The following is a 23,982-nucleotide window of genomic DNA, read 5'->3' on the forward strand; positions in this document are numbered from 1 at the left end:
AAATTGGAGGTTAACGATTGGCACTTATTAATTTTTTAGGTGCAAAACTCTTATTTCAGAACCGGATCGGGGAAAATTTTGATTTTCTTATATTGCACATAAACTCGTTGATTTGGCTGCAATTGCAATTGCAGAAAACGCTCTCTACTTAGGTAAGCATTTACTCTTTCTTCTGACTCCAAAACTAACTCGACGCGAATTTCCCAACCTAAATAAATAATTCTGTCAACTCTCGCAGCTACCGCACCTTTAACTGGTTGTAGCTGAACTAAAACATCGTGAGGTCTTAAGAAAATTTGCTCTTTTTCTGTGAACCGTTTATTACTAGGTAAAAAGCCTGCATTACTTGGTAAAACATTCACTGGCCCAAGAAAACTCATCACAAAAGGAGTTGCCGGATTATCATAAATTTCTGATGGTTTACCAACTTGTTCCACACAACCTTGATTCATCACCACAATTTCATCAGCTACCTCCATTGCTTCTTCTTGATCGTGGGTAACAAATACAGTTGTGATTTGCACTTCTTCGTGCAGATTTCGCAACCAATTCCGCAATTCTTTTCGGACTTTGGCATCTAACGCACCAAAAGGTTCATCTAATAACAAAACTCTCGGTTGTACTGCCAATGCTCTAGCTAAAGCTACCCTTTGTCTTTGTCCACCGGAAAGTTGAGAAGGATAGCGATCGCCTAAACCCCCCAACTGAACTAACTGCAAAAGTTCCTCAACTCGCTGCTGAATCTTATTTTTAGCTACTTTGCGAATTTCCAAAGCAAACGCTATATTTTGGCGAATTGTTAAATGTTTAAACAAAGCATAGTGCTGAAACACAAAACCAATGTGGCGTTCCTGCACAGGCTGGTAAGTAGCATCTTCGCCAATCAACCAGATTTTACCAGTATCAGGAAGTTCTAACCCGGCAATCATCCGCAACAATGTGGACTTTCCCGATCCAGACGGGCCTAACAATGCCACCAAAGAGCCTGTTTTCACTTCCAAACTTACCCCATCAACGGCTAGGAAAGAGCCAAATCGTTTAGAAACATTCTCGACTTTGATACCCATATTGTGCCTTGACAAGAAACTGCTATAGTTAAAACTACGCTAAATACATCGACAAACAGTATTTTACACTACCATGCTCTTTACAACACTCTCAACGAAACAATCTGTAAAACCAATTCGGCAACAATTCAGTCCCCGTTCAATACTGCCAATCAAGTCAAACCAGCTTTGGAAAATCGAGTCAGGCGTTGTCAAAGCAACCACTTGGTTAGAAGACGATACAACAGTTACTTTGGGAATTTGGGGACCTGGAGATATCGTTGGCAAAGCTTTGTCAAAGGTGGAAGCTTACCAAATTGAGTGCTTAACCAAAGTAGAATTAATCCCATTTCACCCCCAAGAGTGGCAAGAAATCACAGAGCTTTTATTGGCGCATATTAAACAAGCTGAAGAATTACTGCTAATTCGTAGCTACAAAAGAACCGAGGTGATGGTGATTAAACTATTAAGTTGGCTGGCAAAAAGGTTTGGTCATGAAGTTAAAAACGGGCATTTAATTGATGTACGGTTAACTCATCAAGATATTGCAGAAATGCTTGGTGCCACTCGCGTTACTGTGACTCGCGTCTTAATTCAATTGGAACAACAAGGTTTAATTGAACGCCTTTCTTTACATAGATTTCTGGTTAAAGAAGAGGAATTATGGCATTACGAAATTTAGACAAATCTTGTTAGCTATAAGTGTTTGTAGAATTTATAATAGAATTCTAGATACCTCTTTTTTAACGGTTAAAAGAGGTAGATTATTATGAATTAATTAAATATGGTACATTTGGTTTGATTGACGTATCTTTTTTCTTTTATCAGATAAACTCTTTAAAGAATAGCTGGCAAAAAGCTCCATTACTGATTGGTTAGCTTCCAACCAAATATCTTCAATTAATAAATTATCTAAAGATCCAGCTGTTCCCTGACCTGATTTGTCTAACTGAGGAATACCTTCTAAGCAAGCGACAATTTCTAATAAAGTAATATTTTCTGGAGCTTTAGTTAAACAATAACCGCCTTTTGTTCCTCGATGCGATCGAACAATCCCACTACGTCGCAGGGAAATTAACAGTTGCATCAAATAACGATAGGGAATGTTCTGAGCAGCAACAATTTCATCTACTTGTAAGTAACTGCTTTGTTGGTAATGATCGGCTAGTTCCAACAAGGCTAATAAACCATATCTTACTTTAGCAGATAGTTTCATCATTTTAATTTTAACACTGAATTATATTCATACCACACTTTGACGATTGATTTTGTGTATTTTAAGAACGATCGCTAAATTTTACTTTTTTTCTTATCCGGTATTTGGAAGAAAAAATTACAAAAAAGCTACTTTAACTTGCTTCATAACCATCTTCAGCTTTAGTCTCTACTGATTTGTGTAAAAAGCAAGCCTTATGAGATATTTATATTATTTAGAACAAACTACGATTAATCGCTCAATTTAATGTATTTAAAATATTATACTATAATCTTTTAAAATTATTCACTATTTTTTAAGTTCAGTATTAATAGAAATATTGGGTAATTTCCAGGTTGATTTGGAGATAATATTTATAACAGGGGTTTTAATAGCCAGGTACAGATTAGGAATGAAAAACAAAACTTTTAAAAGAGCCAGCAAAATAATTGCTTTTCTGCTACTATCTCTAATTTTTTTCTCCCCTTTTGTAATTGTTAATGCTGGAGAGAGAGGAGTGTTAATGCGATTTGGAAAAGTACAGAATCATATTTTCGGAGAAGGGATTCACTTAATTATTCCCATTGTCAATACTGTTAAGAAACTGAGTATCCAAGTACAAAAACAGGAAATATCCGCAGAAGCTTCCTCGAAAGATTTACAGGATGTTTTTACGGATGTTGCTCTTAATTGGCACATTGTCCCCGAAGAAGCTAACTTAATTTACCAACAGATTGGAGATGAAACAGCGGTTATAGATAAAATAATTAACCCAGCAGTGGAAGAGATACTTAAAGCTGTGATGGCGAAATACACAGCAGAAGAAATTATTACTAGAAGGGAAGAAGTAAAAACTGGAGTAGATAATAGTTTAACTACTAGACTAATAACTTATCACATTGCAGTTGATGATATTTCCTTGGTTCATGTGCATTTCTCCCAACGATTTGGTGATGCTGTGGAAGCTAAACAAGTTGCTGAACAAGAAGCAAAAAGAGCAGAGTTTGTAGCACTTAAAGCTAGCAAGGAAGCGGAAGCTAAAGTTAATTTTGCCAAGGGAGAGGCGGAAGCACAAAGATTAGTCCGCGAAACTCTGACAACGGAAGTTTTAGCGAAGCAAGCTATAGAAAAGTGGAATGGGAATTTACCTCTAATTATTGGTGAGGGTGGGCCAAAAGTGTTGGATTTGAGTCAATTAGTAAATACTTTGCAAAAGTAAGGTTTCTCATCAACTACAAATTACCGAAAAGTTCTAAGGGAGTGTCGAGAATTTTTAGTTGCAGGAGTGCCAAAATTACTAGGGTGTAGACAGTGGAAGTAGCTATACCCATCAATAATTCTTTTTTGAAATTACGCTCTTTAGATTGGTCTTGAAAAACGTCCATAACTCCAGCTTGCATGAGTAGAATTCCGGCGATACAGGAGATCCAATAACCAATTATTGTGCAAGGTAATAGTAATGTTGGTGACAGTAAGCTACAGAGATAACCGAAACCGTAGGCGATCGGCAAATTAAAAAACAAGTCATTCCACCAAGACAAAGGTGAAAGCAAAAAGCCAATAACTAGAAAAAATCCACCTTTGAGCTTTTTGAACAAAACTGCGGCAAAGTCCTTAGACATTCTTTGGCGTAACTGTTCTGGGTTCAATGCTTTAGCAATATTCAACTCTTGACCAACTTTTTGGCTGCTTTCCATATAAACCCTTAATCCCAATCGGTTTACCGTATATTAAACCAGAAAAAAGTAAAAGTCCAGTGGAAGATACTGAAAAACTGGGTTTCTTTACTAAACAGTTTTTATACCTAAATGTTTGCTACAGATGCTTGATCCCCCCTAACCCCCCTTATTAAGGGGGGAACAAGACTCGATCCCCCCTAACCCCCCTTATTAAGGGGGGAACAAGACTCGGTTTTATATGGTTTCCCTTTAGTTTGCTACAGATGGCTGACGCTCCAGATCCTCCAGACGGGGAGATGGGGGATTGATTTGTAGCAAAATATTAGGGAATTGATATTAAGTCCCCCTTATTAAGGGGGATTTAGGGGGATCTCCGATTTGTGGCATTCTTTTTTCTATTTGATATGACAAATCAAGCTTTTCATTGGATTAGATGAGATGAAAAAATTAGGAGTTTTGTTGTTAGTAACCTTTTTCAGCCTAATTGTTTGCCTCTCCATCAATGCAGCACAGCCTCGCCCAGAACCGACTTTGTGGCAGGTTTACCAACAGTCGCTCTCCTCAGCCAAATATGTCGATCTTACTCATACAATTACTCCTGCAATTCCTGTCTGGTCTGGATTTGGCCCGTCTAAGTTTGAACCTACCATTAACCCAAAAACAGGTCAGCCATACAATTACCAAAAGGATGGCTTTGAAGCTACCCATTACGACCTGTCCACCGATCAGCTAGGAACTCAGCTAGATCCGCCAGCACACTGGAATCCTGATTATCCAGCGCTTGATGAGTTACCTGCTACCTTTGCGGTTCGTCCCTTGGTGGTGATTCCGATGCAGGAGCAAGTAGCACGCGATCGCAACTATCATCTCACAGTCAAGGATATTGAGGATTGGGAGCGTCGGCACGGTAGAATTCCTTCTGGTTCGGTGGTGTTTGTGCGATCGGACTGGTCTAAAGAATGGCCCAACCCCGAACTGGCTACTAGGACTAAGTTTCCTGGGGTGACACTAGAGGCGCTTAAGTTCCTGCACTTACAGCGCCAGATTCTGTTTCACGGGCACGAACCCCTAGATACAGATAGTACACCCACCTTGGAAGGAGAAGCTTGGCTGTTGCACAATGGATATACCCAAGCCGAAGGAGTCGCCAATCTGGACAAGGTGCCGGAAACAGGGGCGCTGGTGGCGATCGGATATCCTAAATTCAAAGGAGGTTTGGGAGGCTATGCACGCTATATCGCTATCTGTCCCCCAGATTGGAAATACGGCGTGTCGGTGGGTCAAATTCCAGAATCTCCTTTACAAAAAGCAGATAAACCGCTCCATTGGGATACAAAACTCGGTGTCCGAGTCCGGTGAACAGGCATAACTTGACATCTCCCCCGGTTAGCTCTATTCGTAGGGTGCGAAGCGTGCTAACGTAACGCACCGTTTCCCCATATATACTGTCAGTGCGTAAATCCTAATAGCTTAACTAAGATCTTGCACCTGCATTTTAGCCCGCCCGGAAATCAATTTCCGGGCTAATAGCTCAAGTCCATTAAAATGGACTCAAAGCATAAGAATTATAAGTATTTAGTCCTCTTTAGAGGAGTTTAGCTATAAGAAAAGCGAATTGATAAGGCAGGCGGATTTTGGGACTGGTGCAAGATCTGAATTAAATGTTTACAAAAAATCAGCCAGAAGAAAAATCTCCTGGCTGTTTAAAGTTGAAAATGCTATTCTCTTGGTCTTATTTAGTCATTTTCTATTGTTGGTGCATTGGGAATTCTGGCAGCTATTGCGTCTGGCGAAATATTGGGAATAAACCAATTAGCATCACCAGCGCTGAAAATTTCCGATGGAGGAACGTTTAATTCTACTGCGCCTGTGTCGGGATTAATTTTGACTACTAATTGGGTGCCATCAAGGATTTTAACAGCTACAGGATTTGCTAATTCTTGTGTTTTTCCGTTACTACCTAAACCTGCAATTTTGATTCCACCTGGTAAATAAACTCCATCACAATCCCACTCATCATCGGTGGTTTCGCCATCTGCGAGAAAGTAGATGGCATTTTCAAATGTGGAGGTCGATTTTTTGGGTTTAGCACCATAAACAGCTAGGGTTTTTCCGGTTTCATTGCGACATTGACCCCAATTAATCCCGGATTCCAAAGCATATTTTTGAAATTGCAGATCTGCGATCGATTTTTGAATGTCTTCTTGGGTAACACCTTTTGGTAATTCTGGGGAATCTTTAACTTTCAACAATTCATCTAATGCTTGAGTGACTTGGATGTAGTCGGGGTTCTTAGTGAATTTTGGTGGGTCAGCAAATGAAGGTTTGGCAACTAATAAATTAACAAAAATTACCAAAGCTACAAGAAATATTTTCAAGTATTTCATGGTTATCTCCTTGTAATTAGTCAAAAAGTTGAGGTTAAATCGAAATGATGAAGGGGGGTTTAATTTTTTTCGACTTGTGGCGATCGCCAATAGTTAATCGCCTGAGTAAGCACACAACCGCCGATCGCTAGTAGAGTCATCACAGTTAAGGAACTGCTTTCCAGTGTATGACTTTTACACAAAATCAACACACCCAAACCAATCAAAACGAAGGGAACAATATTTTTACCATAACGAGTCAAGGTAGAAGCGATCGCAGGTAAATGAGTTAATCGATAAGCGGTGTAACACCAAACACCAACCATCGAGAAAAATACTGCCAGAATTACCGGAAGACTTGCCAAAGTACTGCTAGCAAATAGTGGTACATAAATGCTGATATTGTCACTGCCATTAGCAACAGTAACCGCTGCTACACCGTAAACTTGGGGAGAAAAAATCTTTGTTAGTACAGAGTTTTTAGGTTCTGTTTCTACTTCATCGTCCGACTCATCATCATCGCGATCGATCAAGCTGTTAATACCGATCGCGATCGGGACAATACCTAACATTCCAATCCAAGCTTGAGGCACAATTAAACTGCCAAAAAAACCAGGAAGACTAGCCATCACTAATGCAGTAAATCCGAGATATTGTCCAGCAACAATATGCCAACGGCGAAAATTAGTATTTACCTGGGAAAAGAACAGGCTGAGAATGACAATATCATCAATGTTGGTAGCACTAAAAGCTGTTAATCCAGTGGGAATTGCAGTTATTAATCCATCCATTTACAGTTCATCCTTTTTGTTAGTTTTCGGGTTTAGTCAATTAGTCATGATTTAAAAGCGATCGGCTAAATTTATTCCAAGTCTTCCCGATCGAGTGAAATTGCATTTAACGGAGAACTGCTGTATGAGGTGTTAGATTTTTCAAATCGGGAGTGAATTGAATCAATACCTCGCTGCATTGAAGTAACAATTTCTGGGGAACGAAATCTTTGCATGATAAACCAGCCACAAGTTGCAACTAAATACAGTAAAAATAGATAAGGAAAAGCATTGTAAGGTGCTTCTGGAACTGGGAAAAGTGTACTACCTGGAATTCCCACACTACCCAAAACTGGTATTGCCATGAATCCAATTGCTAAAACTGAAACTACTACATTGATAGGGCGCAATTGACCTATATTGCGGAGGTAAACTGGTGCAGCAATAGATATGAGAATGTACACTGTTAAAAATCCGTAGCTACAAATTGCCCCTAAATAACCCATGCTTTCAAATAATTTAATGTGAAACAGAGACATTACAGCAGGCACTAAAAACATTATGAAAGTACATAAAGTCACTGCAATATGAGGGGTTTTATTAGCGGAGTGTGCTCTCCCTAAAGAAGAATGAAATAATCCATGACGTGCCATTAAAAAGAAGATTCTTGCAGCCGGATTAATACAACCTAAGACACAAGCAAAGAAGCTAAATAAAGCACCAAAGGCAATTAATTCTCCTAACCAACCCATTCCTAATTGTTGCGATAAGAAACCCAGAGGTTCTTCGGTGTTAATAATTGATACTCCTGTACCTCTAAAACCCAAAATTTCAATGTAGGTCATGAGAATGAAGAATAACCCAGCCAAAATTGTGCTGCCAGTTACAGCTTTGGGAATAGTTTTTAGAGGATTTTTTGCTTCATCACCCAAAGAAGTAGCGCTTTCAAAACCAGAAAAACCAAACATTACTAAGACAAGTCCTGTTGCTACGTTACCAGGAGTTACGCCTTCTAATGTTAATTGAGGTAAATCTAAAGCAAAGCCTGTATGTGACCAAATAATTACCCCTAAAACTGAAATTAGTAGGAGAGTAATTCCTTCTAACCACAACATTGCCATTGCTGAAAGTTGGATGTCTTTATAAGCTGCATACCAAGCAATTCCTGCGCCAAGTGATAACAGCGTAATGCTGGAAGGATGAATCCCTAAATGACCAATTAAAATGCTACTAAAGTTAGCTAAACCACATAAAACAGACATTCCAGTAAATAAGTAAGCTAGCACTAAACTCCAGCCACAAATTACGCCTGCTGTTGGCCCTAAACCTTTGACAATGTAAGAATAAAGTGAACCTGGAGAGGCTGAACGACTAGCAAATTGGTTAATGTTAATACCAACAAAAATTAACCCGATTAAGCCAATCAAAAAACTTAACCAAGTGCCATTTCCAGCCAGGGCAACAATTAAGCCAAGATTAGAAGCTGGTATTGTGGTAGGTGCAATCACAGCAAAGGACTGTGCTAATACTTCTCCGAAAGAAAGGCAGTCTGGTTTTAAACCGTGAGTACTGTGATTATTTATTTTTTTAGTCGTCATCTAACGTTTTCCTTTGATTTACTGAAGTGGATTTCTGCTAAGTTGGTTTTTGCATATTTGCTTTAGCTTGAATTAAATCCTAAGTGTCTCATTGTTACTTTAAACTCCCTTTTTGTATAAATCAAACATTCTTTTTTGTTAAACTCATAAATTGAATTTATGGAAGTTTTCAAAGTACGGTTTTGAGGTAGGAAATGTCATCAATGACCCTCGATCAGCTACGAATTTTTTTAGCCGTAGCAGAACATTTGCACTTCACTCGTGCAGCAGAAGTTTTATACATTACTCAACCTGCTGTTAGTGCAGCAATTCAAAGTTTGGAGGCAGAATATGGGGTGAGATTATTCGATCGCATTGGTCGCCATATTGAAATTACAGAAGCAGGTAAATTACTACAAATAGAGGCAAAAAAAATTCTCGAACAAGTTGCTTTAACAGAACGGGGATTGCGGGAATTAAACAACCTCCAAAGGGGTGAATTAAAATTAGGCGCTAGCCTAACTATTGGCAACTATTGGCTACCAGAAAAGATTAGCCAATTTAAGCGTTTGTATCCCGGTATTTTTGTTAACTGTACTTTGGCTAATGCTGATGATATTTGCGAAGGAACGGCATTGGGGTTGTTTGATATTGGATTAATGGCAGGGGAAGTTAAACCATCTGTGAAAAAGAATTTAGATAAAGAAGTGGTGGGAAGCGATCGCTTACAAATTGTTGTTGGTAAATCCCATCCTTGGTTTGAAAGAAAAAGCATTTTTTTAAACGAACTTTTCACAACAGATTGGGTAATGCGTGAATCTGGTTCGGGAACACAACAAATGTTTGAACAAGCTTTAAAAAATAGGAACATAGATCCGAGTGAGTTGCAAGTAATTTTGGTTTTAACTAGCAGTGAAATGGTCAAGGCTGCCGTAGAAAATGGTGTAGGCGCAGCCGCTATTCCCGAATTGATGAGCAAAAAAGAATTACAGCTTGGTACTTTACGCTCAATTCCCATCATCGATAACGTCAACAATTTGAACCAAAAATTGGATATAGTCCGACCAATTTTAAAGTTAAAGCATCAACAGCGTTTCCAAACTCGACTTGCCAAAGCTTTTGAAGAAATGTTAATCACATTAATTTAAAATCTCCGCTCCCACCTAGTTTTAATTGTTTTAAAAACCGAATTGAATGGTAGCTATAATGGAAAAGTCTACCAAATAAAATGTAACTAAAAAAGGTTTTTACCATGACTAGCACCTCCTTAAATACTATTTTGTTAATTTCTGGATTGGTTCTACTTTTAATTTCTATAGTCGGACAATCGAAACTTTTATTTCTGGAAATTAATCCTGGATGTTGGGGAAGATTTCTCGCTTTTACCCTTGGTGTTCTCAGCCTAATCATGTTCGCTATCTTGTCAGTTGGAACAACTCAGAGCTTAGATGCGATCGCAACTTCCTTATTCGATCAAATCCGATTAAATTTGCAGAATTTGACTCAATTTGCACTGCCCGATTGAATTTTAATGATACGCTCCAATCAAGCTGTAAATTAATCCTGATAACACCAGCAAAGTCACCACGATGTAGACATAATCTCGTTGACGCAGAAAAGCTAAAAACGAGATTGCTACACGCACGATCGGAGTAGCTATTAAAATCAATAAACCTAATTGGATAATCCCTCGACGACGACCTGCTAATACTGCATTAATTACCCCTTCTGGAGAACGAAATTCCGATGGTACTCCATGAAAAACTCGATAATCAGCAGGTTCAGTACCGTGACGTATTAAATACAAAATCCCTCCCACTAAAACAACAGCACTAGCTAGAAAAACTCCATATTTTAAAAGATTGCTGAGTAACAATCCTAGTTGTTGTTCTCTTTTGGCTTTGCTGTATTTTATCTCCTCATCAATCTCACATTTATGGGTAAATTCATTTATCCCCCTGTCTAAATCTTCCTGAAGTAAATTAAATCCAACTGTTTCATTCTCTGCTAATTTTTGCATTTTAAATCCCCCCTAATAAATTGTTATAAACCATTTTCAAAGCCATTAATACCAAAACTAAACTAAAAACTATTCTTAAAACTTTAGTTTTAGCTCCTGCTAGAACTTTTGCGCCTAATAAAGCACCTGGTAATACTCCTAACATCACAGGCATGGAAAGTCCTGGATCGATATAACCTCTTGCTAAGTAAACACCCGCCGAAGCTGCTGCGGTGACACCAATCATAAAGTTACTTGTAGTTGTTGAAACTTTGAATGGCAACCGCATTGCTTGATCCATTGCTAATACTTTAAATGCTCCCGAACCAATACCCAATAAACCGGAAATTACTCCCGCAACTACCATCACGCTAAATCCTATATGAACCGAGTGAACTTGGTAAGGCATTAGTCCGTTGGGAGTTGGACAAGTACCATTGAGTTTTAAATAGCTTACTAACCCATCTGTTGACTCATTTTCTAGCTGTTCAGGACGTGGTTGTTGTGATAAATAAGCTGAATAAAGTAGAACAACTGCTAACACAATAGTTAGTGCTTTGACGGAAATAAATGCCGCGATCGCAGCACCAATTAATGCTCCCACTGTTGTCGCTACTTCTAAAAACATTCCTAACCGTAAATTAGTAAAACCTTGCTTAATATAAGCAGATGCCGCACCGGATGAAGTTGCAATCACAGAAACTAATGAAGCACCAACCGCATAGCGAATATCAACGGCAAATACTGAAGTTAATAAGGGAACAATAACTACGCCACCACCTAAGCCAGTCAATGCTCCCACAAAGCCAGCAGTAAATGAACCTATCCAAACTAATAAAGTAAATTCCCAAATATTCAATGTTCGCACCTCTTTTTTAGAATTTTTTACTACTTAGCAATGTCAGCTTTAGATAGTTCCAAAATAGCTGTAAAGCACCAGTAGGTATATGTTAACTATTCTAGTAATGCGTAGAGCTAATTCCTTACATCCATAGATATATGGAGTATTCACTACTCTCCTTTATTGATAATATGTCATTTGCCAATTACTCATGTGCTTATATATTGTTTCTAAGGATAGATGTATTTTCATTGATTTCTTACTTACTCATGAATAAAGATACTAAATTAAACTTGGGTAAAAATCAAGAGAATTACTAACTACTTTGAGGATTTTTTTACTATTATTAAATCCCCACAATATTACCAATTTAGTAATCTATAAAATATACTTATACATAATCACTCTTTTTTGTCAACTTAGTTACATTATCACTATTCTAGAAGCAAATCAGGTTTCTCGGTTGGTTTTCCCGTAATTGTGGTTGATAAAACCAGGTTATGTCTGAATTGATAATTTGAAGTGATTGATTATTCAGCTGATTATTGAGAACTAAATTGCTGCTTGCTCGATCTACATAGGCTTTTGGGCAATTCTGTATAGGCAGATACTACGATCTATAGCTTTTTAGTAATAGTTCTGATAAAATACGGTAAGTCGGTCGAGTTAACGGTGTTAATTCAAAAAACCTAAAAGAGTTGCAAATGAGCCGAATCGTAGTGCAAGATAATCGATCGCAAAGATTAGGTAAAGTTCTCGGCGACCGTAGTTTCGGAGGTTATATTCGGAGTAGGGGAGTTATATGAGTTATTTATTACTAACACCACTGAGTTTTATAGTAGGCATCTTGGTCGGATTGACAGGGATTGGCGGAGCATCGCTGATTACACCAATGTTGATTTTCCTGTTTCAAGTGCCACCTGCGATCGCTGTTAGTTCTGATGTTGTAGCTGCCACGTTAATGAAAGTAATTGGTAGCGTTAAGCATTGGCAGCAAAAAACTCTGGATTGTGAAGTAGTCAAATGGTTAGCTTTGGGAAGTGTACCTGGATCGCTTTCTGGAATCGGACTTTTATATTTACTCAGACAAATTGAAGGTTTAAATTTAGATACTATATTACTTCGCTTAATTGGCACCATGATGGTGTTAGTTACTTTTTCAGCCATAACCCAATCATTATTAAAGTTATTTTTGCCTAAATTAAATTTACCTTCTCCGCCCAAATTTGACTTAACAACTAATTCTGGTCGGTTGTTTACGATGGGAATTGGCGCAATTTTAGGTTGTTTAGTTGGCTTAACTAGCGTAGCTTCTGGTTCAATGTTTGCGCTGGCATTAATTACTTTTTTCCGCCTTGATTCGCAGAAATTAGTCGGTACAGATATTTCCCAAGCTTCTATTTTATTAGTGTTTACTTCGATGGGACACTTAGGTTTAGGAACGGTTGATTGGGGCTTAGTTTTGCCAATTTGGTTAGGTACAGTACCGGGGGTTTTAGTTGGTGCAAAACTCTGCAAACTCACCCCACAACCTGCACTACGTATGATTATTTATAGCATTTTAACAATGGTTAGTTGGAAACTAATTAATCAAGCTTAATTGAATGCCGATCGCAACAGTTCAAAAGTTCCTCGTTCGTACATAATAAATAAACCCAATCCAATTAATACAAAAGGTACGATCGGCTTACCATAACGACCCAACACATAAGCGATATCAGGATGCAGAGTTAATGAGTAAGCAATTCCACACCAAACACCCACCATGATAAAGAATACTGCCAAAATTATTAGTAAATCATTAACATTCTGCCCAGCAAATAAGGGAATATAAATACTAATATTGTCACCTCCATTAGCAATTGTAATTGCGGCTACTTGATAAGTCTTCGGATTGAAAATACTGAAAATAAAAGCCGTCAATGAGTTCCTGGGTAAGTTTTGTTGAAAGTCGTTACTTACAGTTTGTACTTGTGCAGTGTCCTTGTCGCGATCGATTAATTGTTTAATTCCAATAGCTATCGGTAGTAATCCCAACAAACCAATCCATTCCTTCTGCACTACCAAACCACCGAAATATCCTGGTAAACTAGCAGCAACTAAAATCGTAAAACCAAGATATTGACCAATAATGATGTTTCGCCGCCGAAAACTCTCGTTCAGTTGCGAAAATAGTAGCAGCAAAATAATGATGTCATCAATATTCGTGGCTGCAAAAGAGATGATTCCTTCGGCAATAGCTGTCCCTATACTAGTCATGTTGATTTATGAAAGAAGTTCCTTTTAATATTAATATTAATTTGGCAATAATTTAGGAATTGTCGCCATGAGTGGGTTATTAACGACGATTATTACAGGTGTAACAGCGTTCTGTGCCACTAATATTGATGACTTAGCTATTCTGTTGTTATTGTTTTCGCAAAAAAATCCATCTTTTCGCTATCAGCAGATTCTTTTTGGTCAATATATGGGCTTTACAATATTAGTAATTACTAGTCTACCTGGTTTTTTAGGCAGGTTGGTCATTACCCAATATGCGATCGGGTTATTAGGTTTCATTCCCATTATTCTCGGTCTCGATCGTCTATTAAATAAAAAAGATGAATTATCGGAAGTAGAATTACCAACGGAATTAAGTATAAACTCTATTCTTAATAACTTGATTTCTCCCCAAACTTATACTGTAGCAGCACTTACAATTGCTAATGGAACAGATAATATTAGTGTTTATGTACCTTTATTTGCTCATAGTTCTTTCAGCAATTTATTAGTAATTATAAGCATATTTTTTTGGTTATTAGGGGTTTGGTGCTATGCAGCCCAAAAACTAAAAGATAATTTAACTGTTGCTCGGTTACTAACTTCTTATTGCAATAGTTTTGTAGCTGTTTTCTTGATTATATTAGGTATTTTTATAGTTTTAGATAGTCAAGTATTGAATTTTACAAAACTATTTTTTAGTTGTCTTTGTTTGGTGGTTTTAGTTAAAAAAGAATCGGAAAATGATGAATTAATTGGCTAATTGATACCAAATGCGAGTTAGTGTTCACCGATATCTTCTCTATCTTCCCTCTGTGTCCTCTGTGCCTCTGCGGTTAATTATCAAGGGATTTTAACTCGAATTTGGGATGAAATAAAGAATGCAGACATAACCTGCTCTCAGTTTTCACCAAACTCGGCACGTTTGTCGAAGCAATACCGCCAAACAGCTGTTCAAAAAAGGCGAATATTCAAGAGTCAAATAAGTAGGTAGATCTAAATAAAGTAAAACAAGGGCGGGCAAGATGCCCACCCCACAAGAAAGCTGAAAATCTTGTGGGGTGGGCATCTTGCCCGCCCCATTGATAGATAACTATTTTCACTTTATTTATTTACACCTACTTATAACTGCTATATTGAATGGCAAACAGAGAGGTAAAAGATATGAATTGGCAGGAATTAAAGCGGGAAGCTGATAAATTGTCGGTGAGCGATCGCCTAAAATTAGTAGAGGCAATTGTGCGAGCGATCAATAACGATATCAATCCCCGTCCACCAATACCAGATGACATAATAGAAAGAATGACTGGATTAGCTAAAACAAATAATTCACCACTAACAGGTACTCAAACTCGTCCAGCAATACCACCAGGAACCTTAACTGATTTACGTGGTTTACTAAAAAAGGATAACCTGCCTCCAAGCGACCAAGAAATAGAAGCAATGTTGCAAGAACGGCGTGAGGAGAAATATAAGTAATCTATTTTGAAGATGCGGTACAATTAGTTTGTGCAATTGCAGAAAATATTTAGGTAATTGTTACCCGTAATACAATCGTAAATCTAATTATTTTATGTCACAAACAGTTTGGATTGCCCGTCACGGAAACCGCTTAGATTTTGTCAACCCCGATTGGTTTTTAACCGCAGAACGTCGTTACGATCCGCCACTTTCTGATGATGGAGTTATTCAAGCAAGGCAATTAGGAGAACGCTTAAAAGGAGAAAAGATTGCTCATATTTTTGCCTCTCCTTTCTTAAGAACTATACAAACTGCTAATCAAGTAGCCGAAATTTTAGATTTACCAATTAAAGTGGAATCTGGGTTAAGTGAATGGTTAAATCCTGACTGGATGACAGAGTTTCCAGAAAAACTTTCTTTTGCTGAATTGCAAGAAAAATTTCCCAGAATTGACCAAAATTATACCTCTAGAGTGATTGCCGAATACCCGGAAACTGTTGATAAAATGATGGCAAGATCGGCAGAAATAGCAAAAATACTTGTGTCTGAATTTACCGAGGATATTTTATTAGTAGGACATGGCGCATCTGTGGTGGGAACGAGTCAAGGATTAGTTGGCGGAACACCAGAAATCAATGCTTCTTTGTGTTGTTTGGTAAAAATTGTCCGTCGCGATCGACAATGGATAATGGAACTTAATGGCGATACTTCCCATTTGAGTCAAACTGAAAAAGTAATCCGCTTCCACTAGATTTATGACGTTACTTTTAGCAGGCGATATTGGTGGTACTAAGACAATTCTGCGTTTGGTAGAACAGCCAGCAGAAGGATCGATGTACAGTTTAGATGAGGCGACTTATCCGAGTCAAGATTTCCCCGATTTAGTGCCAATAGTACAGAAATTCCTGACAGCAGCATCGGAACATTTGGGTTATTTACCTCAGCCAGAAAAGGCTTGTTTTGCGATCGCAGGCCCAATTGTTAACAATAGCGTGAAACTGACTAATTTGGTTTGGTTTCTCGATGCAGAACGCTTGCAAGAAGAATTAGGCATTCCCAAAATCAGTTTAATTAATGATTTCGTAGCTGTAGGATATGGCATTTTGGGTTTAACAGAATCCGATTTACATACCTTACAAGCTGGCAAATTTCAAGCTGATTCACCCATTGCTGTAATTGGTGCAGGAACAGGTTTAGGACAGGCATTTTTAACACCTTCAGGTGACAGTTACCAAGTGTTTGGTACAGAAGGCGGACACACTGATTTTGCACCCCGCACCGAACTAGAATTTCAAATGATGAAATACCTGTTAGAAAAACACCAAGTTGACAGAATATCTGTAGAACGAGTAGTTTCTGGAATGGGTATTGTCTCGATTTATCAGTTTTTACGAGACAAAAAAATTGCTAGTGAATCACCGGAAATTGGGGAAGTTATTAGGACTTGGGAACAAGAAGCTGGAAGCAGTGAAAAAACAGTCGATCCGGGTGCAGTTATTGGCAAAGCTGCTTCAGAAAAAACCGATCCATTAAGTGAAGAAACTCTGCGAACTTTTGTGCAACTTTATGGCGCTGAAGCTGGTAATTTGGCTCTCAAACTGTTACCTTATGCTGGTCTTTATGTGGCGGGAGGTATTGCGCCGAAAATTCTACCTCTAATTAAAGAAGGCGGTTTCATGCAATGTTTTATTAACAAAGGTCGCATGAGAAATTTACTGGAAAAAATACCAGTTCATGTGGTTTTAAATCCCCAAGTTGGGTTAATTGGGGCGGCAATTTGTGCTAATAGATTGTAGAGGAGAAATGGGGAAGTACGATCGCTACTCCTACACCTTTGTTTGGGTGAGGAGTAGCGATCGCATTTCACCAATTTTCTATATAAATCAGTTTCTATTCATGCCTTCTTAATGTTTGCAGTTGCCAATCTACCGCTGTTATGTAATCTCGATCGTTCAATATTTGCGCTGGTAGCCGATCGGTTTTCACTGCACCAGCAACGATATCTCTAGCCTTGACATTACCAAAATTATAAGCATTAATTAAAGCCCCAGCACTCGGAACACCCTGTTCCTTAAAGAAACCTTGATAAACCATAGAAACTAAATTAAATGGCGAAATTGAATACTGCGAATCTTCGTTGTTTACTACTGAATTTTGGGTGTTTGTTTGTGCTAAAACCGCAGGTGAAGACATCGCAGACAATAACAGCACAGATAGACCGCCAAAAATTAAATGTTTCATACCAATTCCCCTGAATAAATTGCATCTCTGTATTTACCAGGGTGATTTCTCTTTATTCAACATTCATCTAACAACTGACGGACAACTAAAGATAGATAAACTCAGGAATAAATTACTGATTTATCCAAACCAATCCCATAAAACAACCCATTTTTGTCAAGGAGCAATTGGGAAAGTAACTACCATATATTTGTTTAAATTGCTGTGCAGACAAATATTTATCAGTTGCTAAATGACTTAACCAAGGTTGGGATGTCCTAAATTTAAATAACCTCCAAGCTGTACCCAATCCATACTTCCTCCAATCGGGAAAGAAATCTCTTATAGCACTCCATATATAAACTATTGTTGCTGGTGTTTCCACTTCCGAAACATTATCCAGTAGAACCACTTTGCCACCGGGTTTCAATAATTGTTTGATTGTTTGTAAAGTAGCAGGTAAATTTTGTAAATGATGAAAGGTATTTGCAGAAGTAATCAAATCGAATTTTTCATCTAATATTAAATTTTCCGCATCCATCAGTAGATATTGAATATTAGGAGCAGATCTTTTGACTTTAGCAATCTCTAACATTTCTTGGCAAATATCTATAGCAACTACTTTTTGGTAGTATTTAGCTAACTCAAAAGCCAAAATACCTGAGCCACAACCAATATCTAGAACTGCGCTTCTATTCCTAGATAAATTCTTGATAAAGAAGTCATTTTTACTCTGCAAACTTGCCATGAAATCATATTCAGTAGCAAACAAATCAAAACGTTGATAGACCAGTTTCATATTTCCAGCCTCAAAAAAATTTAGTAGGACAGAAATTTCTGCCCTACTATTTATATGTTATAGCTTAGTTATCTTCAACCTAATAAGCTAAACTAAAATTCCTCTGACTCAGGAAAAGTTTAATCCAAAAATCTCATTGGCTAATTTGTTTTAGACTTTTGCTTCCGAAGGCTGAGTTTCTACTAGTTTAGGTTTGCTAGGAGGCGTAGGAGTAGGAGTGGGAGTGGGAGTATTAGTGGTAGGAGTTTTGACAACAGCACTTTTAGGCGAAAGCAGCATAATCATATTGCTACCTTCTTTTTTCGGTGCTTGTTGAAGTTCTGCAAATTCTTGTAAGTCTTTTGCCATGTCATTAAGCAGATTTTCCGCTAAATGACTATGTTGGTTTTCTCTACCACGAAACTTGATAGTGACTTTTACTTTATCTCCTGCTTTCAAAAATCTTTCCGCTTGATTGACGCGCACTTGATAATCATGATCTTCAATTGTGTAGCGCATCTTCAATTCTTTAACAGAAGTTTTGTCTTGATTTTTCTTATTTTTCCGCTCTTGTTTTTCTAAGTCATATTTAAACTTGCCGTAGTCAATAATCCGGCAAACAGGCGGCTCAGATTTATCATTAATCATTACTAAGTCTAGATCTCTTTCTTGAGCCAAACTCAAGGCAGATCTAGTATCCATAATTCCTAAGTGTCCGCCATCGTTATCAATTACGCGAATCTGGGGTACACGAATCGCATGATTAATGACATGACCACGATTTTTTTTCTGATCCATAGGCATGAATTAAATTCCTCAAAGTTACAACACTATTATGACTTAGACTTTAATTTTCCTCATGTTTCTTAGGTTGCATTAGGGGAAAAGTTGAAGTCTTTAGCTAAATTACGTCAAAACTGAAGCAGTATAATTTGCCCCTTGCCACAATGTTAAACGAATTATATCTATCCGATCGCGATCGCTCAACAAAGGTTGACATCCAACCCAACTTTTGTGCCATAAACTTAACACTTCGCTGCTCATCAAACCTTCATATTTTGCAAGTCTGCTCATTATCCAAAAGGGCGCTAAAATGTTCAAATTAAACAAAGTACCTAGACCTCATCAGTTTTTGTTAATTCTGGCATTTTGTAAAGTTCTTTTGCGATCGATAAGTTTGGCTGTAGGTGATTGTGCATCAAATTTTACTTGGTTGCAGAAGCATTCGACTTAACAGGTTACTCGTAAGGGGGAAAATAATGATTTGCACAAGAGTAAAATGGTTAATTTTCCTGTTGGTAATTATAACCTTAACTAGCTGTACTTTTGCAAGGGGTAACAACTCGAAAATTACAGTAACACTGAGCGGTTGGCAAAGCAATCCCAATGAATCGCAGTTATTGAGGCGGGTACTCCAAGATTTTGAGAGGGAATATCCTGATATTAAAGTCAAATACGAGGTAATTAATCAGCAATATATGGATGTGATTAAAACTCGCTTAATTGGGGACACTGCACCAGATGTATTTTATTTAGATGCCTTTGAAGCACCTTTATTGATGCAAAACAATGTCCTCGAACCATTAAATTCTTATATTAACGATAAATATAATTTATCTGACTTTATTCCTAGTTTGTTGAATGCTTTTAAATATAATCAGAAAATTTTTGGCTTACCTAAAGATTTCTCTACTTTAGCTCTATTTTATAATCTACAAGCATTTAAAGCTGCCAAGTTAATTAAGCCTCCTGCTACTTGGACAGAATTACGTCAGGATTCCCAAAAACTAACTAGGGATGGGAATGGCGATCGCAGAATTGACCAATATGGCTTAGGAATTATTCCCGAACTCTCCCGACAATCTTTTTTAATTAAAACCTTTGGCGGCACTTTAATTAATCAAAATGGTTATGCTACCTTTGCCACTGCCGAAGGTTTGAAAGGTCTACAATTAATTATAGATTTATATCGAAACTATCGCACTGCTGCCCAACCTAGCGATGTCGGTGCCAGCACAGGTAGCGAAATGTTTGGTCAAGGAAAAGCAGCTATGGTAATAGAAGGTAGTTGGGCAATTCCTTATTTAAAAGAAACCTTTCCTCAGTTAAAATTTGCGACTGCTGAACTGCCAACAATTGCCGGAAAAAAAGGTACAATGGCTTATACTGTTGCTTATGTAATGAATAAGCGAACTAAGCATAAAGATGCAGCTTGGAAATTGATTGCTTATTTAACTAGTAAACAGGGAATGAAAGCTTGGGCAAATCAAGGTTTGGTTTTGCCTAGTCGTCAGTCTGTAATTGCGGAATTGGGGTATGATAAAAACCCTTTGTACGCGCCGTTTGTTGCGGGTGCTGATTATGCTACAATTTGGCAAGCGGGGGAGACTTTACCTACGGTTTTGATGCACTTTAATAATCAGTTTATTAGTGCTTTGATTGGTGAGCAATCTTTAAATGAGGCGATGCAAAGGGCTCAGGTTTCTGCTAATCGGGAAATTGCTGCGAGTCGGTAATTTTTTTTGAACCGCAAAGGACGCAAAGGACGCGAAGGAATGAGAAGAGTTTGGCAAAGGGGAAGGTTTAGAGAGGGGTTGGCTGGGTTTTCTTTTATGGCTCCTACTATGATTGTTATGGGAGTTTTTACGATTTTGCCGATCGCCTACGCCATATTTTTATCTTTCCATAAAGTGCGAATTTTGGGGGAGTTTAATTTGCGGTTTATTGGGGCGAAGAATTTCTGGCGAATGTTGGCAGATGAACGGGTTTGGATTGCTTTGCAGAATACTTTTGAGTATGTCATAATCGTTGTGCCAACTCAGACTATTTTGGCTTTAGGTTTGGCTTTAATTCTCAATTCCAGTATTAGGGGAAGGCATTGGTTTAGAATTATCTTTTTTCTGCCAACGGTGACGGCTTCGGCAGTTTTAACTTTAATTTTTATGTGGATTTATAACTCGAATGGGTTATTAAATAATATTTTGGCTGGTTTAGGGTTGCCGACTTATAATTGGATTGGCGATCCATCGGTGGCGCTAAAATCAATTATGATTATGAATATTTGGTCAACTGCACCACTTTATATGATTGTCTATTTGGCGGCTTTACAAGATATTCCTAAAAGTCTTTATGAAGCAGCAAAAATTGATGGTGCAAGTGCGTTAGACCAATTTTTTAATATTACTCTACCATTCTTGAAACCTGTAACTTTTTTCATTGTCGTTATCGGGATTATTGGCACTTTTCAGCTATTCGATCAATCTTATATCTTTTCGGCTGGTTCCGGTGGGCCAAACAACTCAACTTTAACAGTAGTTTTACTGATTTATCAGTATGCTTTTAAGAGTTTAGATATGGGTTATGCGGCAGCTTTGGCGTTAATGTTAGCGGCGGTGATTATGTTGGTGACAGTACTCCAAAGAACGATTTTTAAAGAAGAGAAGTTGCACTAAGAAAGGGGGAGTTATGCAAAAGTTGCCTTGGGTGAAATTGTTGCTATACTTAATTTTGATTGGTTATGCGATCGCCACCTTCATCCCCTTCGCTTGGGCAATCTCCGCATCCTTCAAAACCCTCCCAGAAATCTCCTCTGGAAACATCAACTTCATCCCCGAAAAGTTCACCCTGGAAAATTACAAAAATATCTTTACCCAAGAACCTTTATTTGGCAGATGGTTGTTTAATAGCGTCTTCGTTGCTATTTGTGTCACCGCCTTAAATCTCCTGTTTAATTCAATGGCAGGTTACGCTTTAGCCAGAATTCGTTTCCCCGGAAATCAACTGTTCTTTTTTATAATATTGGCAGTATTAATGATTCCCGGACAAATTACCTTAATTCCCAGTTACTTAATCTTAAAAAACCTCGGTTGGCTGAACTCTTACCAAGGATTGATTGTGCCAACAGCCGTAAATGCTACCTTTATATTTATGATGCGGCAATTCTTTGTTAACTTCCCCAAAGAATTAGAAGAAGCCGCCGCAATGGATGGTTTAAATCGTTGGGAAACCTTTGTGCAAATTGTCCTTCCCTTAGCAAAACCTGCTTTAGCTGCACAAGCAATCTTCATCTTTATGGGTGCTTGGAATAACTTTCTCACACCTTTACTGATTTTGTCCGATAAAGAAATGTTTACCCTACCTTTGGGATTAAACACTTTTAAAGGCGAATATATCAGTTATTGGAATTATATTATGGCAGCTTCAATGGTCTTAACTCTACCCGCACTAGCCATTTACGCCTTTTTCAATCGTTACTTTATTCAAAGTGTCACCTTCACAGGTGGTAAATAAACCAAAGCAATTTGCTAGGATTTGAGTTTATCCTAATGTAAGGTTAGTTGAGTTAGAAGAGACTATGGCAGGACATAGTAAGTGGGCAAATATTAAACGTCAGAAAGAGAGAGTTGATGCGAAAAAGGGTAAAACCTTCACTCAACTATCTCGTGCTATTATTGTTGCGGCTCGTAGCGGTATCCCAGATCCGGCAGGGAATTTTCAACTCCGCACTGCGATCGACAAAGCAAAAGCAGCAGGAATTCCCAACGATAATATTGAAAGAGCGATCGCCAAAGGTGCTGGTAAACTAGGTGCAGGCGACAGCCTCGAATCTATCCGTTACGAAGGTTATGGCGCAGGTGGAGTCGCCGTACTCGTGGAAGCCCTCACCGATAATCGTAACCGCACCGCTGGTGATTTGCGTCTCGCTTTCAGCAAATATGGCGGAAACTTGGGGGAAACAGGCTGTGTTTCTTGGATGTTTGAACAAAAAGGCGTTTGCATCATTAGCGGCGCAGTGAATGAAGACGAACTTTTAGAAGCGTCCTTAGAAGGTGGCGCAGAATCTTACGAGTTAACAGAAGACGAAGAAGCAGAAGAAGCAGGTGCAGAAGTCTTTACCGATGTGACAAATTTAGAAAACCTCAGCCAATTTTTGAAAGAAAAAGGTTTTAACGTCACCGAAGCCGAATGGCGCTGGATACCTAATAATAACGTAGAAGTGGTTGATAAAGACCAAGCGCGATCGCTCCTCAAAATGATGGACTTTTTAGAAAGTTTAGACGATGTACAAAACGTCACCACCAACTTCGAGATGTCCGAAGATTTAGTCGCCCTAAGTATCGCCTAAACCTTGTAGGGTGCGTTAACGCAGTGTAACGCACCATTTAATATTTCTGCTAATAAAAGTGTAAAATGCTGCATTCCATTGCTGTCACAAAAAATCCACAAAATTGACAACTCTTTGTCATCTCTTTGTTTAATAGTTACTATTATCGATTACAGGATAACAAAGGCTATGAAAAAATTATTCTCAGCATTACTCCTATCAGCGGTAGTTGTCGCTCCTGTAGGATTTTCTTTCTCAGCCGCACAAGCAGCTACAGCCAAAACTCATCACCAAATGACTAAAGCTCATCCTCATCGTACTCATAGAGCTAGTATAAAAACTAATCATGTAAAACGTTCTCACGCAGTTAAGCCTCATAAAAGTAATGTAGCAATGAGGAAGCAGTAGTAAACTACTCCATCCAGATAAAAGTTCTGTCTCCGAAAATTTGTACTTCACATCGCTGCCGGGAGGCAGCATTTTTTATTTAAAGAATATTTGTTGTCACAAAAACGTCATAACTTTGACAAAGCTGCATCATCTCACTATTAGATACTATAAATGTCAAAGCGCCTTCAAAATCAGACATCCCACAAATCAAAAATTCACAAGTTTAATGATAGCGCTGCGATATCTGCATTTCCCTTAATTTGTGGACTTGCTAAATAACTCCTAAGAAAAGTTCTG

General features: G+C 38.2%; 28 protein-coding genes. 15 read left to right on the top strand and 13 right to left on the bottom strand.

Features of this window, described 5'->3' with window-relative positions:
• Positions 1-50 precede the first annotated feature (50 nt).
• Positions 51-1,067, bottom strand: a complete 1,017-nt coding sequence (locus tag ACE1CI_RS23410) for a sulfate/molybdate ABC transporter ATP-binding protein (RefSeq protein ID WP_413264220.1) — start codon at positions 1,065-1,067, stop codon at positions 51-53.
• Between the two features lie 73 nt (positions 1,068-1,140).
• On the opposite strand from ACE1CI_RS23410, the gene ACE1CI_RS23415 reads away from it, so the two are divergent.
• Complete coding sequence (locus ACE1CI_RS23415; protein WP_496615739.1) at positions 1,141-1,728, top strand: helix-turn-helix domain-containing protein; 588 nt, start codon at positions 1,141-1,143, stop codon at positions 1,726-1,728.
• A gap of 96 nt (positions 1,729-1,824) precedes the next feature.
• On the opposite strand, the gene ACE1CI_RS23420 is transcribed toward ACE1CI_RS23415, so the two are convergent.
• Positions 1,825-2,265, bottom strand: coding sequence for an RrF2 family transcriptional regulator (locus tag ACE1CI_RS23420; protein WP_413264218.1), 441 nt, complete (start codon positions 2,263-2,265; stop codon positions 1,825-1,827).
• 388 nt (positions 2,266-2,653) lie between these two features.
• On the opposite strand from ACE1CI_RS23420, the gene ACE1CI_RS23425 reads away from it, so the two are divergent.
• On the top strand, positions 2,654-3,460 hold the full coding sequence (locus ACE1CI_RS23425; RefSeq protein WP_413264217.1) for a prohibitin family protein: 807 nt from the start codon (positions 2,654-2,656) through the stop codon (positions 3,458-3,460).
• A gap of 13 nt (positions 3,461-3,473) precedes the next feature.
• Here the strand turns inward: ACE1CI_RS23425 and ACE1CI_RS23430 are convergent, their stop codons facing one another.
• On the bottom strand, positions 3,474-3,938 hold the full coding sequence (locus tag ACE1CI_RS23430; RefSeq protein ID WP_413264216.1) for a DUF7980 family protein: 465 nt from the start codon (positions 3,936-3,938) through the stop codon (positions 3,474-3,476).
• A gap of 420 nt (positions 3,939-4,358) precedes the next feature.
• Between ACE1CI_RS23430 and ACE1CI_RS23435 the strand changes: the two genes are divergently transcribed.
• Complete coding sequence (locus ACE1CI_RS23435; RefSeq protein WP_413264215.1) at positions 4,359-5,279, top strand: cyclase family protein; 921 nt, start codon at positions 4,359-4,361, stop codon at positions 5,277-5,279.
• Positions 5,280-5,656: 377 nt separating this feature from the next.
• On the opposite strand, the gene ACE1CI_RS23440 is transcribed toward ACE1CI_RS23435, so the two are convergent.
• The 3 genes from ACE1CI_RS23440 to ACE1CI_RS23450 form a co-directional block, all read right to left on the bottom strand.
• Positions 5,657-6,307 carry a hypothetical protein gene (locus tag ACE1CI_RS23440; protein WP_413264214.1) on the bottom strand — a complete coding sequence of 217 codons (651 nt, stop codon included), beginning with the start codon at positions 6,305-6,307 and terminating at the stop codon, positions 5,657-5,659.
• Positions 6,308-6,366: 59 nt separating this feature from the next.
• Positions 6,367-7,077 (bottom strand): cadmium resistance transporter, encoded by a 711-nt coding sequence (locus tag ACE1CI_RS23445; protein WP_413264213.1) that lies wholly within the window; start codon positions 7,075-7,077, stop codon positions 6,367-6,369.
• Positions 7,078-7,148: 71 nt separating this feature from the next.
• Positions 7,149-8,654, bottom strand: coding sequence for an APC family permease (locus tag ACE1CI_RS23450; protein WP_413264212.1), 1,506 nt, complete (start codon positions 8,652-8,654; stop codon positions 7,149-7,151).
• 203 nt (positions 8,655-8,857) lie between these two features.
• Between ACE1CI_RS23450 and ACE1CI_RS23455 the strand changes: the two genes are divergently transcribed.
• Both ACE1CI_RS23455 and ACE1CI_RS23460 read left to right on the top strand, forming a co-directional pair.
• Complete coding sequence (locus ACE1CI_RS23455; protein WP_459564049.1) at positions 8,858-9,781, top strand: LysR substrate-binding domain-containing protein; 924 nt, start codon at positions 8,858-8,860, stop codon at positions 9,779-9,781.
• 104 nt (positions 9,782-9,885) lie between these two features.
• On the top strand, positions 9,886-10,158 hold the full coding sequence (locus tag ACE1CI_RS23460) for a hypothetical protein (protein WP_413264210.1): 273 nt from the start codon (positions 9,886-9,888) through the stop codon (positions 10,156-10,158).
• Between the two features lie 3 nt (positions 10,159-10,161).
• Here ACE1CI_RS23460 and ACE1CI_RS23465 read toward each other — a convergent pair whose 3' ends face one another.
• Both ACE1CI_RS23465 and ACE1CI_RS23470 read right to left on the bottom strand, forming a co-directional pair.
• Complete coding sequence (locus tag ACE1CI_RS23465) at positions 10,162-10,653, bottom strand: DUF1634 domain-containing protein (RefSeq protein WP_413264209.1); 492 nt, start codon at positions 10,651-10,653, stop codon at positions 10,162-10,164.
• Between the two features lies 1 nt (position 10,654).
• Complete coding sequence (locus ACE1CI_RS23470; protein WP_459564048.1) at positions 10,655-11,491, bottom strand: sulfite exporter TauE/SafE family protein; 837 nt, start codon at positions 11,489-11,491, stop codon at positions 10,655-10,657.
• A 784-nt stretch (positions 11,492-12,275) separates the two neighbouring features.
• Here ACE1CI_RS23470 and ACE1CI_RS23475 point away from each other — a divergent pair.
• Positions 12,276-13,073 carry a sulfite exporter TauE/SafE family protein gene (locus tag ACE1CI_RS23475; RefSeq protein ID WP_413264207.1) on the top strand — a complete coding sequence of 266 codons (798 nt, stop codon included), beginning with the start codon at positions 12,276-12,278 and terminating at the stop codon, positions 13,071-13,073.
• Here the strand turns inward: ACE1CI_RS23475 and ACE1CI_RS23480 are convergent.
• Positions 13,070-13,732, bottom strand: a complete 663-nt coding sequence (locus ACE1CI_RS23480) for a cadmium resistance transporter (protein ID WP_413264206.1) — start codon at positions 13,730-13,732, stop codon at positions 13,070-13,072. The two genes, ACE1CI_RS23475 and ACE1CI_RS23480, sit on opposite strands and share 4 nt — an antisense overlap.
• 67 nt (positions 13,733-13,799) lie before the next feature.
• Here ACE1CI_RS23480 and ACE1CI_RS23485 point away from each other — a divergent pair, with 67 nt between their 5' ends.
• From ACE1CI_RS23485 to ACE1CI_RS23500, 4 genes are all read left to right on the top strand, one after another.
• Entirely contained in the window at positions 13,800-14,495 is a 696-nt protein-coding gene (locus ACE1CI_RS23485; protein ID WP_413264205.1) for a cadmium resistance transporter, read from the top strand.
• Positions 14,496-14,896: 401 nt separating this feature from the next.
• Positions 14,897-15,211 carry a hypothetical protein gene (locus ACE1CI_RS23490; RefSeq protein WP_413263176.1) on the top strand — a complete coding sequence of 105 codons (315 nt, stop codon included), beginning with the start codon at positions 14,897-14,899 and terminating at the stop codon, positions 15,209-15,211.
• A gap of 94 nt (positions 15,212-15,305) precedes the next feature.
• Positions 15,306-15,944 carry a histidine phosphatase family protein gene (locus ACE1CI_RS23495; protein ID WP_413263177.1) on the top strand — a complete coding sequence of 213 codons (639 nt, stop codon included), beginning with the start codon at positions 15,306-15,308 and terminating at the stop codon, positions 15,942-15,944.
• A gap of 4 nt (positions 15,945-15,948) precedes the next feature.
• Entirely contained in the window at positions 15,949-16,989 is a 1,041-nt protein-coding gene (locus tag ACE1CI_RS23500; protein WP_413263178.1) for a glucokinase, read from the top strand.
• Positions 16,990-17,083: 94 nt separating this feature from the next.
• Here ACE1CI_RS23500 and ACE1CI_RS23505 read toward each other — a convergent pair whose 3' ends face one another.
• The 4 genes from ACE1CI_RS23505 to ACE1CI_RS23520 all read right to left on the bottom strand — a co-directional run bounded on the left by ACE1CI_RS23505 (position 17,084) and on the right by ACE1CI_RS23520 (position 19,265).
• A complete protein-coding gene (locus ACE1CI_RS23505; RefSeq protein WP_496615741.1) occupies positions 17,084-17,434 on the bottom strand; it encodes a hypothetical protein in 351 nt (116 codons plus the stop codon).
• Positions 17,435-17,546: 112 nt separating this feature from the next.
• Positions 17,547-18,212, bottom strand: coding sequence for a class I SAM-dependent methyltransferase (locus tag ACE1CI_RS23510; protein ID WP_413263180.1), 666 nt, complete (start codon positions 18,210-18,212; stop codon positions 17,547-17,549).
• A 150-nt stretch (positions 18,213-18,362) separates the two neighbouring features.
• Positions 18,363-18,995 (bottom strand): translation initiation factor IF-3, encoded by a 633-nt coding sequence (gene infC / locus ACE1CI_RS23515; RefSeq protein WP_496615742.1) that lies wholly within the window; start codon positions 18,993-18,995, stop codon positions 18,363-18,365.
• 102 nt (positions 18,996-19,097) lie between these two features.
• Positions 19,098-19,265: a hypothetical protein gene (locus ACE1CI_RS23520; protein ID WP_413263181.1), complete on the bottom strand. Its 168-nt coding sequence runs from the start codon at positions 19,263-19,265 to the stop codon at positions 19,098-19,100.
• 185 nt (positions 19,266-19,450) lie between these two features.
• Here ACE1CI_RS23520 and ACE1CI_RS23525 point away from each other — a divergent pair, with 185 nt between their 5' ends.
• From ACE1CI_RS23525 to ACE1CI_RS23545, 5 genes are all read left to right on the top strand, one after another.
• Positions 19,451-20,707 carry an ABC transporter substrate-binding protein gene (locus ACE1CI_RS23525; RefSeq protein WP_413263182.1) on the top strand — a complete coding sequence of 419 codons (1,257 nt, stop codon included), beginning with the start codon at positions 19,451-19,453 and terminating at the stop codon, positions 20,705-20,707.
• A gap of 96 nt (positions 20,708-20,803) precedes the next feature.
• Complete coding sequence (locus tag ACE1CI_RS23530; RefSeq protein ID WP_413263183.1) at positions 20,804-21,643, top strand: carbohydrate ABC transporter permease; 840 nt, start codon at positions 20,804-20,806, stop codon at positions 21,641-21,643.
• A gap of 13 nt (positions 21,644-21,656) precedes the next feature.
• Positions 21,657-22,481, top strand: coding sequence for a carbohydrate ABC transporter permease (locus tag ACE1CI_RS23535; protein WP_413263184.1), 825 nt, complete (start codon positions 21,657-21,659; stop codon positions 22,479-22,481).
• A gap of 64 nt (positions 22,482-22,545) precedes the next feature.
• The gene (locus ACE1CI_RS23540; RefSeq protein WP_413263185.1) at positions 22,546-23,316 is read left to right on the top strand and encodes a YebC/PmpR family DNA-binding transcriptional regulator; all 771 of its coding nucleotides are present in this window, start codon (positions 22,546-22,548) and stop codon (positions 23,314-23,316) included.
• 168 nt (positions 23,317-23,484) lie between these two features.
• Positions 23,485-23,703 carry a hypothetical protein gene (locus tag ACE1CI_RS23545; protein ID WP_413263186.1) on the top strand — a complete coding sequence of 73 codons (219 nt, stop codon included), beginning with the start codon at positions 23,485-23,487 and terminating at the stop codon, positions 23,701-23,703.
• Positions 23,704-23,982 lie beyond the last annotated feature (279 nt).

It is taken from the genome of Floridaenema flaviceps BLCC-F50 (genome assembly GCF_041929275.2).
Classification (GTDB): domain Bacteria; phylum Cyanobacteriota; class Cyanobacteriia; order Cyanobacteriales; family Aerosakkonemataceae; genus Floridanema; species Floridanema flaviceps.